14 protein-coding genes are annotated in these 15,941 nt (G+C 55.1%); 6 read left to right on the top strand and 8 right to left on the bottom strand.

Annotated elements, in window-relative coordinates; all coding sequences use genetic code 11:
* Positions 1-192 precede the first annotated feature (192 nt).
* From HZ995_RS06440 to HZ995_RS06455, 4 genes are read left to right on the top strand one after another with little or no spacing between them, the layout of a single operon-like run.
* Positions 193-1,038 (top strand): tripartite tricarboxylate transporter substrate-binding protein, encoded by an 846-nt coding sequence (locus tag HZ995_RS06440; RefSeq protein WP_209357833.1) that lies wholly within the window; start codon positions 193-195, stop codon positions 1,036-1,038.
* A gap of 33 nt (positions 1,039-1,071) precedes the next feature.
* A complete protein-coding gene (locus tag HZ995_RS06445; RefSeq protein ID WP_209357834.1) occupies positions 1,072-1,617 on the top strand; it encodes a hypothetical protein in 546 nt (181 codons plus the stop codon).
* Positions 1,617-3,200, top strand: coding sequence for a tripartite tricarboxylate transporter permease (locus HZ995_RS06450; RefSeq protein WP_209357835.1), 1,584 nt, complete (start codon positions 1,617-1,619; stop codon positions 3,198-3,200). Before HZ995_RS06445 ends, HZ995_RS06450 begins: the two co-directional genes overlap by 1 nt.
* Entirely contained in the window at positions 3,197-4,723 is a 1,527-nt protein-coding gene (locus HZ995_RS06455) for a sulfatase-like hydrolase/transferase (RefSeq protein WP_209357836.1), read from the top strand. Before HZ995_RS06450 ends, HZ995_RS06455 begins: the two co-directional genes overlap by 4 nt.
* Before the next feature lie 724 nt (positions 4,724-5,447).
* Here HZ995_RS06455 and HZ995_RS06460 read toward each other — a convergent pair.
* The 8 genes from HZ995_RS06460 to HZ995_RS06495 form a co-directional block, all read right to left on the bottom strand.
* Entirely contained in the window at positions 5,448-6,485 is a 1,038-nt protein-coding gene (locus tag HZ995_RS06460) for an ABC transporter ATP-binding protein (protein ID WP_209357837.1), read from the bottom strand.
* Entirely contained in the window at positions 6,473-7,885 is a 1,413-nt protein-coding gene (locus HZ995_RS06465) for a mannitol dehydrogenase family protein (RefSeq protein ID WP_209357838.1), read from the bottom strand. Before HZ995_RS06465 ends, HZ995_RS06460 begins: the two co-directional genes overlap by 13 nt.
* Positions 7,878-8,777: a helix-turn-helix domain-containing protein gene (locus tag HZ995_RS06470; protein WP_209357839.1), complete on the bottom strand. Its 900-nt coding sequence runs from the start codon at positions 8,775-8,777 to the stop codon at positions 7,878-7,880. The genes HZ995_RS06465 and HZ995_RS06470 overlap by 8 nt, the downstream gene beginning before the upstream one ends.
* Positions 8,777-9,613 (bottom strand): carbohydrate ABC transporter permease, encoded by an 837-nt coding sequence (locus tag HZ995_RS06475; protein ID WP_209357840.1) that lies wholly within the window; start codon positions 9,611-9,613, stop codon positions 8,777-8,779. Before HZ995_RS06475 ends, HZ995_RS06470 begins: the two co-directional genes overlap by 1 nt.
* 4 nt (positions 9,614-9,617) lie before the next feature.
* Positions 9,618-10,559, bottom strand: a complete 942-nt coding sequence (locus HZ995_RS06480) for a carbohydrate ABC transporter permease (RefSeq protein ID WP_209357841.1) — start codon at positions 10,557-10,559, stop codon at positions 9,618-9,620.
* Positions 10,560-10,706: 147 nt separating this feature from the next.
* Positions 10,707-11,981, bottom strand: a complete 1,275-nt coding sequence (locus HZ995_RS06485; RefSeq protein ID WP_209357842.1) for an ABC transporter substrate-binding protein — start codon at positions 11,979-11,981, stop codon at positions 10,707-10,709.
* Positions 11,982-12,228: 247 nt separating this feature from the next.
* Complete coding sequence (locus tag HZ995_RS06490; RefSeq protein ID WP_209357843.1) at positions 12,229-12,540, bottom strand: DUF4387 family protein; 312 nt, start codon at positions 12,538-12,540, stop codon at positions 12,229-12,231.
* Positions 12,537-13,901 carry an acyclic terpene utilization AtuA family protein gene (locus HZ995_RS06495; RefSeq protein ID WP_245168769.1) on the bottom strand — a complete coding sequence of 455 codons (1,365 nt, stop codon included), beginning with the start codon at positions 13,899-13,901 and terminating at the stop codon, positions 12,537-12,539. The genes HZ995_RS06490 and HZ995_RS06495 overlap by 4 nt, the downstream gene beginning before the upstream one ends.
* 457 nt (positions 13,902-14,358) lie before the next feature.
* Here HZ995_RS06495 and HZ995_RS06500 point away from each other — a divergent pair, with 457 nt between their 5' ends.
* Positions 14,359-15,303 carry a response regulator gene (locus tag HZ995_RS06500; RefSeq protein WP_209357844.1) on the top strand — a complete coding sequence of 315 codons (945 nt, stop codon included), beginning with the start codon at positions 14,359-14,361 and terminating at the stop codon, positions 15,301-15,303.
* 226 nt (positions 15,304-15,529) lie between these two features.
* Positions 15,530-15,889: an Hpt domain-containing protein gene (locus tag HZ995_RS06505; RefSeq protein ID WP_209357845.1), complete on the top strand. Its 360-nt coding sequence runs from the start codon at positions 15,530-15,532 to the stop codon at positions 15,887-15,889.
* Positions 15,890-15,941 lie beyond the last annotated feature (52 nt).

The raw sequence follows: 15,941 nt of genomic DNA on the forward strand, positions 1-15,941 counted from the left end.
TAAGTTGATAGGTCAACTTTTTATTTGACAGGTCAACTAAACTGTGGATTCCTAGATGGCGACAACATTTTGGGAGGAATGAAAGTGAAAAATCTTTTGAAAGCGGGAGCTGCGGCTGCCGTTCTGGCGGTTTCGACAGCGACTTCAGCGTTTGCGGACGGGCATGGTTGGTCCCCTGAAGGGCCTATCAAAATGATCATCGCATTTGCTGCGGGGGGTGGTGCTGACACCTCTGGTCGCCTGATTGCCGAAGAGGTTCAAAAAGCGACTGGCTGGGAAATCATTCCAGAGCAAGTTACGGGCAAAGGCGGTGTGAACGCAGCCGTAGCGCTCAAGGACATGCCGGCCGATGGCACGAGCATCGCTTTGATCGTGACCGAAACGCTTGGCTACAACGCTGCCGCAAACCCTGGTGCAGGTATCACGCCTGCTGACTTTACGGGTCTGACGACAACGGCTGGTTTCCAAATGGGCATCGTGTCCAAGTCTGACACCGGATGGACCTCTTTTGCTGACATGATTGCGGCGGCCAAAGGCGGTCAGGAAATCCGCTTTGGCACAATGAGCCCAAAGCTCTCTGACCTTGCTTTCCTTTTGGGTGAAGCACAGGGCGTTGACTTTAATATCGTACAGGTCCGCGGCGGCCGTGCCGTTCTGAATGGCGTGACCGCAGGTGATATGGACGTAGGCTTTATGGCTGGCATCCAAGGTAAAGGTGTCGCTGCTGGCGATCTGGTAAACCTTGCCTCTGCTCTCACAATGCCTCTGAAGCAAACGCCTGATGCGCCAACAATGGCGGACCTTGGTGTGGATTTCACTGCAGATGGCTACTTTGTTTTTGTCGCACCTGCCGGTCTGCCTGATGACGCGCGTGAGGCTTTGACAAACGCATTGGCCGCGGCAACGACAACAGGTGGCGCAGGTGCAATGATCAACAAGGCCTTTGGTGGTGCTCAGAATATTACGGGTGCCGATTTGGACGCCTTGCTCGCCGCTGACTATGAAAGTTCAGGAAAGCTTCTAGAAGCCGTGAAATAAATCTTTAAACCATCATACTCCGAGGCCAAGCCAATGTCTTCTATCTCTAAAGCGGAACGTTGGCTTGGCCTTTTTTGTGTCGCCTTTGCCTTAGTTTTGATTTTTATCTGGATTCCCAACGACGTCGAAACAGGCGCGTTTCAAAAGGTGCGCCGACGTTTGACCATTGGGGATAGCCTGGCGCCCATGGTGGCGGGCGTCGTCATTCTGCTTGGGGGGGTATTGATGTATCTGTCCCCATCAGAAAACGCGAAAACACTGGACCGAAAAGCAATCCTCTGGGTCTGTCTTGTGGTTCTCTCGGTTGCTGTTTCCATCACGATCATGCGCTGGTTCGGACCTATGGTGACAGAGCTACTGACCGACCAAACCTACCGTAGTTTGCGCGCCACAGCGCCGTGGAAATATGTCGGCTATGTGAGCGGAGGCGGCGCGCTGGTCTATCTTCTGATCGGATTTGCCACGCGATCCTGGTCGTTGAAATACCTGTTGATCGGCCTTCTTGCGGCGCTGTGTATGGCTCTGTTTTACGACCTGCCATTTGAAGACCTTCAATTGCCACCAAATGGAGATGTCTAATGGGCATTTGGGACCACGTTCTACTTGGGTTTCAGGCCGTCTTTCTGGGAACAGAGGCCTTTAGCATATTCGGCCTGCCGATTTCTGTGACTGTCCTGATGGTCTTGGGCGGCTTCCTTTTGGGCATCGCTGTGGGAGCCACTCCGGGCCTTGCAGGACCCATGGCAATGGCCATCGCCCTGCCGATTTTGATCTCGATCTTTGGGTTTTCTTCCGATGCGTTTTTACCGGTCCTAGGGTTTCTCGTTGGGATCATGAAGGGCGCGACAGTTGGGGGGGCAGTGCCGGCAATCCTTTTCAATACACCCGGAACGCCGGACGCCTATATGACAACGCTTGACGGTTGGCCGATGTCAAAGAAGGGAGAGGCGAAAAAAGCGCTTCGAGTGGCCCATTTCTCTTCGGCCTCCGGGGACACGTTCTCTGATATCGTGCTAATCCTTTGCGCCCCTTTCTTGGCCGTTTTGGTTGAAACCTATCTCGACCTTCCGGAAAAGACGGGGCTGTTGCTGCTATCTTTGGCTTTCATTGCTTCTGTGATCGGAAATTCGGTTGGCAAAGGTCTGATCTCTATGGGTCTTGGCCTATTGGCCGCGATGGTCGCAACGGGCGAAGATTTCTATCCGCGCCTTACAATGGGCATCCCAAGTTTGAATGAGGGTTTCCCGATTGCCTCTGCGATCCTCGGCGTTCTTATCATTGGCGAGGTCTTTCGCCGCCTTGAAGACATGCGCTACGGAGGCCTTCAAAAACAGGGACAGGCCGTTGCGAGTTCATCCGCGTCATCTCGGCTTGGGTGGGCAGGTTTGCGACCCTTGCTTCCGTACATCGGACGCTCGGCCGTTATTGGCACGGCCATCGGGGCGCTTCCCGGCATCGGGTCAACGCTGGCCGCAACATTGGGCTATTCCACCGGCAGCACACGACATGAAAAGACCAAAGCACCTGATGCCCCAAGTTTCGGCGAAGGGGCGCCTGAGGGCATTGCCGCGACAGAAGCGGCAAATTCCAGCGTGTCCGGCGCGAACCTTATTCCGGTCCTTTCCTTGGGTATTCCGGGCAATGCCGCCGCTGTTTTTCTGATCCTGGCGATGGATACAATTGGCGGCTTCAACCCCGGCCCATCGGTCTTTCGCCTAAGTGGCGATGGCGTGAATACGGAAATGGTTTTGGCCTTCGGACTGTTCACGACCATGTTTTTGGCAAACGGTCTCAATTGGACAATCGGAGGCCTGTTTATGCGCGTCGTCGGCGTTATGGCCCGTATCCCGAACCATCTCTTGCTTCCGATTGTTTTCCTGATGACCCTAACGGCAATCTATGTCCAAGAAACCAGCCTTGCGGCGATTTGGATCACGCTTGGGTTCGGCGTGCTTGGGTACCTCATGCGCAAGCTCGATATATCGCCTTTGCCCTTCGTGATTGCCTTTATCCTATCTGGCAAACTCGAAGACACCACGCGACAGGCCTTCGCTGCAACTGGCGCGGATCCGTTCTTCTTGTTCAAAAGCCCGGTCGCACTCGCCTTTGTTGTCCTAACCGTGGTCGTGGTCGCTGCCAACCTGAGGAAGTCTTCTAAATGAGCCGACCAAACATCCTTTTGATCTCTGCAGACCAACATCGCGCCGATTGCTTTGGGTTCGAAGGGCGGAGCATTAAGACGCCGCATCTGGACAGGCTGGCCGCAGACGGCACCCATTTTTCCAATTGCATCACGCCAACAGTGGTCTGCCAACCGGCGCGTGCATCCATCCTGACAGGGCAGCTGTGTCGGACGCATGGCGTCCATGACAATGGCATCGACCTTGATCCCTCGATTGGTGAAAAGGGGTTTGCGGGCGCTATGTCGGCGGCGGGCTATGACACGGCCTACTTCGGCAAGGCACATTTCTCGACCTATCACACCTTCGAAGCCACCGGCACGCCGGAATGCCTAAAGTCTTCGGCCAGCTATCCTGACACGTGGAATGGCCCCTACATGGGCTTTGACCATGTGGAGCTGATGCTCGTCGGGCACAATTGGTTCCTGCCGGAAAAACCGCCCCATGGTCAGCATTATGAGCGCTGGTTCTATGCCGATGGGAAAGGGGATGAAAAGAACGCGCTATACCGCGAGAACGCGGGCGATACCAAAGGTGCTGCTCAGACGTGGCATTCCAAATTGCCAGTGGCCTGGCACAACTCGACATGGACTGCAGACCGCACAATTGATTGGCTTAAAAATAGCCGCGGAGATACGCCGTTCTGCGCTTGGGTAAGCTTCCCGGACCCGCACCATCCCTTTGATGCCCCTGAACCCTGGTCGCGGTTGCACGATCCGGCCGAAGTAGACCTTCCTAAGAACCGCGTGCGTTCCTTTGAGGGGCGCCCCTGGTGGCATGAAGAGGTCCTAACAGCAGAACCGACAGGCGCAAAAAAAGACGCAGAGGTTCGCAAGTCCTATAGCCGTATCGCTGAGCAGAGTGATGAGCAACTGCGCGAGATTATCGCCAATACCTACGGCCAGATTGCACTTATTGATCACAACGTAGGACGTATTCTCATCGCTCTCGAAGAAGCAGGGATCGCTGACGATACAATAGTTATCTATATCTCTGATCACGGTGATTGGCTTGGCGATCATGGGCTGATCTTAAAAGGACCCATGCACTATGAGGGCCTCCTTAGGGTGCCGATGATCATGCGCGGCCCTGGCGTGCCCAAGGGTAAGAAGGTCGATGAACCTGTCTCGACCCTAGATCTGGGCCCAACCTTCTTTGACTACGGCGAGGCCGTGGCGCTTCAGCCGCAGCATGGCGAAACGCTTAGGCCTTTGATCGAAACCGACGAGGCGACAAGAGAGTTTGCCATGAACGAATGGGAGCTGTTGCCAACCCGCGCAGGGGTCGCCCTTAGTTTGCGCACCGTGCGCACGAAAACGCACAAGTTGACCTATGATCTAAGGTCCAAAGCAGGTGAGTTTTATGATCTAGCGAGCGATCCAGACGAGATGCAGAACTTGTTTGATGACCCTGCGTATAAAGATGAACAAGACTATCTGATGGAGCTCTTGAACAAACGTCCCGACGATATGCGCCCAATCCAAACCCAGGTCGGGATGGCTTAGGGCTAGGTATCGATTGCATTTCTTTTGCAATTCTGGCGCGGAAAAGAGATAGGCATTCTCAGGAAAGATCGCATTTTCATTTTTTCGCTTAGTAAAAGGCCAGCGTGCGCAATGCTTGAATGGTCTCCACAAGAGTTACACGTGAGCGAGCGAAGCCTATCTCAAAAATGGCATCGCGGCACATAAGGAGGTTGCGAATGACCGGTTTGGGCCGAAAGTGGTACGGTAGAATTCCCTATTTTGACCACCAAATGAAATAGTCTCTCAAGATAGCGATCCAAAAGCTCATCCAAAACAGCCTGTGTTTCCTGCAGTGCAATCGTAGATCCGTGCAGCTCGTTTTCCCGCAGGCGGGACACGTCTGCGGTTTTTCAGTTGATTCTTCTCAAATAAAAAATGGAACACTTTTCATTTGTCCCTGACATGTCCGGTCCGTCCGAATGAAGGGTACTGTACATTTGTGTTGAGGACGCGGCTTAGTCGACTTGCGAGACTAACCATGCAATCCCTTCCGAAAGAACTCGCAATACTTTCTCTTCACTTGGAGAGACAGGCTCAATGCCTTTGGTGGGGGACCTTGTAGCATTCAGGATGGCGCTTTTAACGAGGTTACCCATAAGCGGCACCACTTCTCAATCCAGAAGTAACCCTGGGCTCGGCGTTTGGGCTTTCAGATGGCGGGCGGGGGCAAAATGTTATGTCCGCCGCCGCGAAGCGCTTTGGTTCAGCCCCGTCTCACACCCGTTGTTTTGTCGAAAACATGTACCTTCTCTTCCAAGAAAGAAAAGTGCAGCTCGTCGCCGTTTGAAACCTTGGGCGGCGTTTCCAGTTTCGCGATGAATTCGACGCCATCGTCTGTTTTCATGTGAACCAGCGCGAGTTCCCCTAGGTTTTCGACGATCTCAAAGCGTGCCGTGATCATGGCCTCGTCTGAGGAACACAGGCGCAGATGCTCGGAACGGATGCCGATGATGGCCTCATCGTTGCTCAAGGACGCCAAATTCTTGGGAGCGGATGCGGCCAGATTTGACGGTGCGAAGAAGTTCATCTTTGGGCTGCCGATGAATTGTGCAACGAACGTGTTTTGCGGCCGGTCATAGAGGTCGATCGGAGCGCCAACTTGTTCGATATTGCCACCGCGCAAAACAACGATCTTGTCGGCCAAGGTCATGGCTTCGACCTGGTCGTGGGTGACGTAGATCATGGTGGAACCCAGCCGCTCATGCAGTCGCGCGATTTCGAGGCGCGTCTGAACACGTAGGGCGGCGTCCAAGTTGGACAGAGGCTCGTCAAAGAGAAACACTTCGGGTTCGCGTACAATCGCACGGCCAATGGCCACGCGCTGACGTTGGCCACCGGAAAGCGCCTTGGGGGTGCGATCCAGATAGTCTGTAATGTCCAAAATCGCCGCCGCCTCACGGACGCGTTGGTCGATCTCATCTGCGGGCATTTTGGCCTGCTTCAGCCCGAACGCCATGTTCTTATAAACGGTCATATGCGGGTAAAGCGCATAGGTCTGGAACACCATCGCCACACCGCGTTTGGCGGGGGCCACGTCATTGACCAGAGTATCGCCGATGGACACGTCGCCCCCCGAGATCTCTTCAAGACCCGCAATCATGCGCAACAACGTAGATTTACCGCAGCCCGAGGGGCCGACGAAAACCACGAATTCACCGTCTTCGATATCAAGGTCGATGCTCTCGATCACTTGGACGTCGCCATAGGATTTGGCGACATTGCGGAGTGTTAAACCAGCCATCTTTTTTCCATTTCTTGGATTGCCGCAGTGAGGTCGGGCACAAAGGTTTCATACGTTGTCGGAAGATCGCCCCAGAGGTTTGGGTCGCAGACCAGATCGGCCTCGCGATCTTTCGGCAAAATCGAGGAGAGTTTGTCCCAAAGGGGTTCGTGATAAGGCACCCGTGCCTTTCCCGCTTGGAACTGACGCGCATAGACGATCCAGGAGGCTGCACAGTCATAGCCTGCCAGCGGGCGCTTGCCTTGTTCCAGACAGGCGCGCAGCGTTGGACGTATATAAATCGCCATTTTCGAATAGCCATCCATGCAGATGCGTTCGAGCTGATCTGCAATACCCGCATTCTCAAACCGCGCGGCGACTTGGGACAGGTAGGCCGAGGTATCGAACGGTATATCGTGGCCGAGACCCGCGAGGACTTCTTCACGCTCATAGCGGTCGAAATGCTGGCGCAGTTCTGGATCGGCCATGGCGTTATCAAACGTGTCGTGACCCGCCAATGCCCCAAGATAGCACAGGGCCGTGTGCCCCCCATTCAGGATGCGGATTTTGGCTTCTTCATAGGGTTCAACGGTCTGAACGACTTCGACGCCAACCCGCGCGAGGTCGGGCATCGGGCCTGCGAACTGATCCTGAAGCACCCATTGGCTGAAGTCTTCGGCATGGATGGGCGCGGTCGCATGATCCGGGAAAAGCTGGACGACTTCGGATTTCAGCTCTGGTGTGCTGCGCGGGGTGATCCGGTCGACCATCGAGCACGGGAAGCTCGCATTCTCAAGAACCCAAGCTGCCAGATCCGGCTTTCCCGCGGCTTCCATATAGGCCAAGAGCGCGTTTTTCAGCACTTTGCCATTGTTACGAATGTTGTCGCAGCACAAGAGGCTGATGGGCGCATTGATCGACTGCGCGCGACGCTCCAGCGCTTGCGTCAGAAAGCCGTAGATCGTCGCAAGACCGCCGCCATTGAGCTCATCAGAAACGGGCCCGGCCGAAAGGTCGAGGCTCCAATCATCTTTGAAGTAGTAACCGCTTTCCGTGACCGTCATAGAGGCCACGTGGACCGAAGGACGGGACAAAAGATCTAGCGCCGCGTTGAGATCCGTCGCTGCGTCTACGAATGCTATATGTGACCGGATCGACCGGAATTCCTGTGTGCCGTCCGCTGCAATGGACTTGAGCAGATAGCCACGTTCCGCCCCAGCGGCTTCGGTAAAAGACGGCGACTCTGAGGCGCGCAGATTGACCGCTGCGATGCCCCAGCGAAGATCGCCTGTGGCCTGCATGTAGTCGTCCACATAGACCGCCTGATGCGCGCGATGAAACGCCCCGTAACCGATGTGCACGATACCGATATCACAAGATTTGCGATCATAGGCGGTCGTGAAGAATTGCGTATCAGTCATAGGAGGCTCCGTTTGCAGGAGCCAGCTCGGAGCGAGTTAGATCGCGATAGGCCGAGGGTGTCATGTCTTTGACTTTGAGGAAGTGGCGATTGAAGTTCGCAAGATTGCGGAAGCCGACCTCGTGACAGATCGTAGCGATCTTGTCGTCTGTGGCTTGCAGCATGGAGCAAGCCTGGCCAATGCGAACTTTGGTGACGAATTCGACAAACCGGCTGCCCGTGAATTTTTGAAAATTGCGCGAAAACGCCGTCGGGCTCATACGCGCCATGTCAGCGGCTTCTTCGAGCGTGAATTCTTCGGCAAAATGTGTGGTGATGTGGTCAACCACATCCGCAATGCCCGATTGCTTGGTCGTGCGCGTTGGGAAAGCGACGGTGTGATCGGACAACTGTTTTTGATGCGGATGTTTGGAGACAATTGTCAGGAACGACAGAAACCGTGTGATCCGCTCAGCGCCTGTTGCGTCGCGAATGCCCGCGAGATGCGTTGCTGCAACGGATTGATCAAAGTCGATGAACTCAATTCCGCCGCGCGAGCGTTGCAAAACCTCGTCCAGCTCGCGGAATTCGGGGAAGCCCTTTGCAACCTGATCGATGCTTTGCTGGCTGAACTGCACCAGCATATCGCGCAGCTCGACCGGTTCATAAGCGCCGACCTCATCGGTCACCCAGTTATGTGGCACATTCGGTCCGACTAGATAAAGCGCGCCGGGTCCAAATGGGCCGATATGCTCACCAACAAAGGCCTTGCCATGGGTCGAGGTGATCAGATGCAGCTCATAAACCTCGTGGCTGTGCCAGCGGCACAGGTCCGTGGGCCAGCCGTGTTCCAGATAGCGAACAGACTCAGAAGCCTGATCGACGAATTCAAATTCGGGGGTCAGGATCGACATTACTTCACCGCTCCGAATGTCAGGCCCTGCACGAGCTGTTTCTGACAGAACCAACCAAGGACAACGATGGGACCGACGGCGGCGGTGGACACGGCGGACAGGCGGCCAAAGAACAGGCCTTCTGGTGCTCGGTTGCCTTCGATCAGCTTGGACAGAGTGGCCGCATCCGTGGTGGTCAGGCGCACGGTCCAATAGGCTTCGTTCCAGCAGAAGATAAAGCACAAGAGCGCGGTCGAGGCGACGCCACCCCAGGCCAGAGGGATCAGGATGTCTTTGATCTCACCCCAGGTGTTCACACCGTCCATCTTGCCCGCTTCGATTATCTCTTTCGGGATCTCTTTGAAATAGGTGAAGAGCATCCAGATAACGATCGGCAGGTTGATCAGGCTCAGGACCAGAATGATCAGGAAGTGGGTGTCAAAGATGCCAAGGAAGTTCTTGGTCAGGAAGGTCATCGGATAAAGAACGGCTGCGGCCGGCAGCATCTTGGTCGAGAGCATCCACATCAGGATATCTTTGGTGTGGCGGCTTGGATTGAACGCCATTGCATAGGCCGCAGGCACGCCGACAAAGAGCGTGAAGGCCGTGGCAAAGACCGAGGTGATGACCGAATTGGTCGCAAAGCGCCAATAGTCATAGTTCTGGGTCATATTGGCGTAGTTCTCAAGCGTCGGCGTAAAGAACAAGAGATGCTCTGGTTTGACCGCGTCGGCGTCCGTCTTAAAGCTGGTGAAGACCATCCAGAAGATCGGAAAGAAGAAGATCAGTGCGACGACCCAGGCCAATGTGGGCCAGAAGATACGGCTAAATTTGGTTTCTTGAGCGACAATAGCCATAGGATCAGTCCATCAGAGTTTTGCCGACCATCCGCAGAAGGAAGATGGCGACGATATTTGCAAGAATGACAGCGAAGATGCCGGTGGCGCTGGCAGCACCAATGTTGTTGGTCGAGAACTCGCCGATCAGATAGGGCAGGTTCTTGTTGCCGTTGCCGCGGCTGACGATCTCGATCTCGGCATAAAGCGACAGGTGAAAGATCGCCTGGATCATGACCACAATCGCAATAGGACGACCCAAATGCGGCAGCGTCAGGTTGCGGAACATGGACCATGCATTGGCTCCGTCCAAAATCGCGGCTTCCTTTTGCTGCTGATCCTCAGATTGCAGGGAGGTCATAAAGATCAGGACAGCAAAAGGAGTCCACTGCCAGGTGACCATGATGATCACCGCATAGGCCGATGTTTGGGTCGCGCGGAACGAGATCGGATCGATCTCGGGCCAAAGGGAGAAGAATGCCCCCAGTATCGGGAAATTCTGTAGGCCCGAGATCATCTCATTGATCCCAGCCACGGCCAGACCTTGCAGGCCGAGCACCGGATCCAAAATCATGTTGATCCACAGAACCGCGTTCACTGCTGGCATCACAAAGAAGGGCGAAATCAAAAGCACGCGCACGATGCCGCGTCCCGGGAAGGACCGGTTGACAAGAATCGCAATCGCGAGGCCCAGAACTACGGTCAGAATGATGATCGAGCTGACGATGAACAGGCTGTTCTGCACCGCGAACCAAAAGTCCTTGGCCTTGAACAGCACAAACTCATAGTTCCCGAAACCGCGCCAGTTGCTCAGACTTGGCGTCGTCCATTCCGGACGCCGCAGGTTGTTCAAGTTATAGCGGATAAAGGAAAAATACAGCGTCATGCTCAGGGGCACGAGCATCCAGATCAACAGCAAGATCACGGATGGTGTCTGCAATAATCTGGGGAGAGTTCGTTTGGACATGGGGTCGGTTCTCGGTAACTTCGCAACTCGGAATGGGTCTGCGATTAGCAAAACTCTAAAAATTTAAGGGAGTTTGGCAAATGGCAGGTCACGCTGCGCGGGGTGAGAGGGGCGCAAGACGCGCCTCTCTCGATTGCCTGATGTGGCTTAGTAGTAGCCTGCCTCGGACATGATTGCGTCAGCTGCCGCCTGTGCTGCTGCCAGAGCATCGTCGACAGATTTCGCACCGGACAGAGCTGCCGCCATTTCCTGAGCCACCGCAGAACCCACTTCTGGGAATTCTGGGATCGCTGCGAACTGAACACCAACGTATGGCTTCAGATCCGTCGCTTCAGGAGCCGCGGATTCAATCGCTGCCATTTCTGCCGCGGCGAAGCCTGCAACCGCCTGGAACTCAGGGAAGCCGTAGGTGGACGCACGCTGGCCAGTTGGGACAGAGCCCCAGCCGAACTCTGGGTGGTTCGCAACCGCTTGGACGTACTCTTTAGATGTCGCCCACTCGATGAAGTCCTTCGCAGCATCTGCATTCGGGGATCCTGCTGGAACCGCCATCGCCCATGCCCAGAGCCAGTTGGCCCCGACTGGGTTACCAGCGTTTGGAGATTGTGCGTAAGCAACACCGTCAACTTCAAGGAAGGACGCCGCGATTGTGGCGTCGATCCACATGCCACATTTGCCTTCGTTGTAAAGCGCGAGGATCTCGTTGAAGGAGTTGCCTTCGGAGCCTGGAGGGCCATAGGTGCCCAGCAGATCTACGTAGAAGTTGATTGCAGCTTTCCATTCGTCGCTGTCCAGAGTTGGACGGAAGTCTTTGTCAAACCATGCGCCACCGAAAGAGTTCACAACCGTGGTGATGAACGCCATGTTGTCGCCCCAGCCTGGCTTACCGCGCAGACAGACGCCATAGACGCCCGCATCTGGGTTGTGGATCGCAGCGGCTGCTGCTTTGACGTTGTCCCAGCTGTCGTTGTCCGCAATGGAAACGCCTGCCGCGTCCATCAGGTCTTTGCGATACATCACCATCGAGCTTTCGCCGTAGAATGGTGCCGCATACATGGTGCCCTCGTGGGACAGGCCCGCGCGGATCGCTGGCAGAATGTCGTCTGCATCATAGTCTGCACCGAAGTTCAGAGGCTCGATCCAGCCGGCTGCGCCCCAGATTGGTGCTTCCTGCATGCCGATGTTGATGACGTCATACTGGCCACCACCGGTCGCCGTGTCAGAGGTCACCTGCTCGCGCAGAACGCCTTCTTCCAAGGACACCCAGTTCAGCTTAACGCCGGTCTCTGCGGTGTAGGCTTCAGCAACGGTTTGCATGTTGATCATGTGACCATTGTTCACGATTGCGATGGTCAATTCGTCTGCCGATGCGAATGTTGCCGCAGCAGTCAGAGCAAGCGCTGATACGCTCAATTTCTTCATAATTTCCTCCCAAAACAAATTCGGTTTGGTCCCGAACATGCTCTTATTCTGGCGATGGATTCTCGATACAAACTAGTATGAAGTCGGCTTAGAATGATACTTTTAGTCTAGTTTTCGTCAAGAATTTCCAAAATTTCGCCAATTGAATATATGTTGAGAGGGATTAACAGCTTATTGGCGTCACGGGTACATCTTTCGGATTCTTGCCAAAGGCATCGATTCCCTTGGCCGTTCGCGCAGGTTTTCGTCACGCGCCTTCTGTGGTCTTAAGGTCTGCTAAAAGTGTCGCAAAGGACGCCCCATGCATATCGCGATCAAATCGCGTGCCTTGGATCTGGGGTCGTGGAATACTGAATTTGAGCACGTTAAGATCAGCGATTTCATACCGCTTAAGCTCGGATTCTTCGGCGCCCAAGGCTCTTGCCACTTTCGCGGTCTCGGCTAGGGCACATGCCTCATGGAAGCGTTGCGGAGACTCACAAAAGATATCGATCGTCAGCCAAAACGGCCCGGCATTCTTGGATCTGATCTTGAAGGCTATGTCCGAGAGCTTTGTCATACGCCGATCTCCAGAACTTCGAGGTGGAAAGCGTCCATTGGGTCATCCAGTTCCAGAACATGATTGAGGCAAAACTCGTAGATCTCGCCCCGTGACATTTCCGCAGGAGAGAACGGGAAGGCGAAGGTTGGCATCTCTTCCTGTTCGCTAAGAGGGTGATGCAACAGATAGGGGTTCAGGATCTTGGCAACCTCGCGCGATGCGGCTTCCGAGGGGGCCGTCACGATCCCCAGAACGCCGATCTCACTGCCATGGCGAGCGTTTTGGTCAAGATCGCCTAAAGTCGCGTTGGCGCCAATCAACCGAAGCTCTAACGTAAAGGCCTCGTTCAAGCGCGTCTTGGCCTTGGCGGTGCATTTTTCCGCGATGTCATCGACCCAGGCTTGGATGTTGTCGACATAGCGCGGCTCTCGCACCAGAACCAAAGAGACGGTCTGATATCCGCCACTGCGCGCGCCTTCTAGCTTTACTGTATAGGTGTCGCTAGGCACCCATGTGCTGCCCGTCACGCGGACAGAGAGGTCGTCGATGGCATCGTATTCTGCGCCTCTGACGTCCAAATGCCCGCCAGGTTCATAGAGCTGATAGGGATTTGAGTTCTCGTAAAGCATATGTGCAGACACGGTGTAGGGCGTCGCGCGGGCGGCCTCGCCCATGGGTTCCACCGTAAACCCCGCATCGTCAAAATGGATCATGATCGTGCCGGTGTTCGGGCTGGTCGTCGCCAGTGCGCCGCATTCGCCGATCTTTGCACCATGCCAGGCCGCGCCTGCGTGACACCCGCGCGCCAAGGGCAGGGCGGCGATGGTCGCTGTGTCGGTGGTGCGTCCTGCGATGACAATGTCGGCCCCTGTTGCGAGGGCTGCCTGAATTTGTTCGGCTCCGGCGAGCGCCACAACGTTGGTGCAGCTTTGCAGTGTTTCTGCGTTGATCCCAATATCCGGAGCGAGGGGTTTGATACGCCCATCCGTCAGCGCCTTGGTCATGAGGTCAACGGGTTGCCCGGATTTCAAAACGGCCACGCTAAGCGACATGCCCTCTTCGGTAGCAATTTCACGCGTGATTTCGACAAGCCAGTCCACCGCGTCGTCAGCCCCGCAGGTGCCAGCGGTTCCGATCACCAGAGGCACGCCCGCCTGTGCCCGCGCCAGCATCAATTCGCGCCACTCGGCTTTGGTCGATCCGCGGGAGTATTTTGAGGTGCCGGTTCCCAGATAATGCGGGCCGCTGTCTGTCGAGCCTCCGTCGATGGCGATCAGGTCCGGGCCCTCTGCCACGCCGCGGGCGAGAGCGTCTCTGTCATAGCCAAGCCCGAGGGCACCCGAGGGTATGAGGATTTTGGTCACGTTGGATTGAGTCACGGGGTGGTGCTTTCACAAAAGATGCGTCCTGTGTGAGCTAGTCACCGGACCTGACACAGCCCTGACAGAGCCGTCCAAACGGGCCATTGATCTTGATTCGGAAACAAAGCCGACTGGGCCGTTTCGCGACTCGCAACAATGGTGGGCATCTGCAGGCTGGTGAAAATTCGCCTCTGAACCGCGTCACTGAGTAAACCCATGATTGCATAGCATCCGGCCCACAAAGTTCCGTACCAATCAATTAAGAAATTGTAATTAAACAATAAAAATGGATTCACTGCTCAATTTTACGGTTAATGTCTAGTTAACGAAACCGGAAATATTTTCACCAAATCCGAGTATACGCCCCAATTGCGCCATATTCTCCCTTATATAGTGGTCGGAAACGACAGCAGTCCTACAGGCGAATTCCATTGCAGAAGCGACCGGGCCCGTGGGCGAGCGAACGGAGACGAATATGAAAATTCTGGCCGTCGATGATGACGAACTGATCCGCGAAATTCTTGGTGCGACACTGGAAGCGCATGGCTACACGGATGTGACCATGGCCGATTGCGGCGAGGATGCCCTGCGCAAGATCGCTGCGGCCCCGCAGCCGTTTGATGGGTTTATGTTCGACATCCAAATGCCAGGCATGGACGGCACCGAGCTCTGTCAGCAAGTGCGCCAGATGGAGCAGTACAAGAACTCTCCGGTGATCATGATCACCGCGATGAACAACAAAGAATATGTCGACCGCGCCTTCATGGCGGGTGCGACGGATTATGTGACCAAGCCCTTCGACACCACTGAACTGATGACCCGTATTCGTCTCGCGGATCGTCTTCAGCAAGAAGCGCGCAAGGCAGCAACGGCTCAGGCGGCAGCCCCTGCGGCGGCGGCAGCGGCCCCGAAAGCTCCGTTCCGTGATCCGGTCACCATCAAAGATGTCCGCGGCGTTGTGAAAAGCGCGGCACTCGACAACTATGTCATGCTGATGCTGGAGCAGAAGCAATTCGCCATGGGCGCCTTTGCCCTGCAGATCCCTGAACTGGAAGCTGTGCACGCGGGATCCAGCTCTGAAGAATTCACCTATGTTGTCACTGACATCGCCGAAGTCATTTCGGATTGCCTTGTCGGGGCGCAAGCCTTCCTCAGCTATCTCGGTGGCGGCACCTTCGTCTGTGTTGGCGCGAAAGCAAAACTGCCTTCCGCAGATGCGATGCATGACGAGTTCGTCATGATGCTGAACGACCCTGACCTGGTCTATTGCGAAGAGGTACAGACCGGCTTCTCTGCCATCATTGGCGATGCAGCGGCACCTAAGCTGTTCGAGAAGCGTGGCGACCTGCGGTTCCTGGATCGTGCGGTCGAAAAACTTAAAGAAGCCGGCGGCTCCGGCCGTGCAGCCTTCGCGGCCTAAGCGCCTTTTTTCAAGCTATGACATCAGGCCGGGCGTGGACCTCGGCCTGTGATCTCCAAAGCAAAAACCGCGAAAAAATGTCATAAACCCCTGTTTTCTTTAACGGTCCTTTAAGAAAACAAGCCGTTTTTTTCACAGGTGATGATCATTTCGTGGTATATAAGAAGCATAATAAACAATCAGCGCCAGAAGAGCGTTGAGGTAAAATGTGGATGAGAGCAGTGCCATGATGCAAGGTACAGAGGCCGACAAGTCGGCCATCTTACAGGCCGGTTTGGCAAAAATTCGCGAACGATTCATCAGCTCAATCGATGGGCGGATCGAAGAGTTTTGCGCGCTCCTGGAACGTTTGGAAAATCCAGAGACAGAAGAATCTGCCTGCTTGGATATTCGGGCCGAAGCACACAAGCTTCACGGAATTTGCGGAAGTGTGGGGTTTCCCCGCATGGGCGCATTGGCAGCTCAGCTAGAGCAGCACATTGATTCCCTGGTCGCCGGACCACGCCCCCTCAACACCGACTTTGTCGACGAGCTCCTCAACACGCTGATGGATGAGATGGAGCAAAGTTTGGATGGGGCCGCATAAAGCAACCGTGATCCCTCGGCTTGAAGCCAACGGACACCGGCACTTTCTAATC

This window comes from Cognatishimia activa, from assembly GCF_017798205.1.
GTDB classification, from domain to species: Bacteria; Pseudomonadota; Alphaproteobacteria; order Rhodobacterales; family Rhodobacteraceae; genus Cognatishimia; species Cognatishimia activa_A.

Excerpts from the sequence above, each read along its gene's own strand:
- HZ995_RS06440 (WP_209357833.1), top strand. The coding sequence starts at position 193 with ATGATCATCGCATTTGCTGCGGGGGGTGGTGCTGACACCTCTGGTCGC.
- HZ995_RS06445 (WP_209357834.1), top strand. The coding sequence starts at position 1,072 with ATGTCTTCTATCTCTAAAGCGGAACGTTGGCTTGGCCTTTTTTGTGTC.
- HZ995_RS06450 (WP_209357835.1), top strand. The coding sequence starts at position 1,617 with ATGGGCATTTGGGACCACGTTCTACTTGGGTTTCAGGCCGTCTTTCTG.
- HZ995_RS06455 (WP_209357836.1), top strand. The coding sequence starts at position 3,197 with ATGAGCCGACCAAACATCCTTTTGATCTCTGCAGACCAACATCGCGCC.
- HZ995_RS06460 (WP_209357837.1), bottom strand. The coding sequence starts at position 6,485 with ATGGCTGGTTTAACACTCCGCAATGTCGCCAAATCCTATGGCGACGTC.
- HZ995_RS06465 (WP_209357838.1), bottom strand. The coding sequence starts at position 7,885 with ATGACTGATACGCAATTCTTCACGACCGCCTATGATCGCAAATCTTGT.
- HZ995_RS06470 (WP_209357839.1), bottom strand. The coding sequence starts at position 8,777 with ATGTCGATCCTGACCCCCGAATTTGAATTCGTCGATCAGGCTTCTGAG.
- HZ995_RS06475 (WP_209357840.1), bottom strand. The coding sequence starts at position 9,613 with ATGGCTATTGTCGCTCAAGAAACCAAATTTAGCCGTATCTTCTGGCCC.
- HZ995_RS06480 (WP_209357841.1), bottom strand. The coding sequence starts at position 10,559 with ATGTCCAAACGAACTCTCCCCAGATTATTGCAGACACCATCCGTGATC.
- HZ995_RS06485 (WP_209357842.1), bottom strand. The coding sequence starts at position 11,981 with ATGAAGAAATTGAGCGTATCAGCGCTTGCTCTGACTGCTGCGGCAACA.
- HZ995_RS06490 (WP_209357843.1), bottom strand. The coding sequence starts at position 12,540 with ATGACAAAGCTCTCGGACATAGCCTTCAAGATCAGATCCAAGAATGCC.
- HZ995_RS06500 (WP_209357844.1), top strand. The coding sequence starts at position 14,359 with ATGAAAATTCTGGCCGTCGATGATGACGAACTGATCCGCGAAATTCTT.
- HZ995_RS06505 (WP_209357845.1), top strand. The coding sequence starts at position 15,530 with ATGATGCAAGGTACAGAGGCCGACAAGTCGGCCATCTTACAGGCCGGT.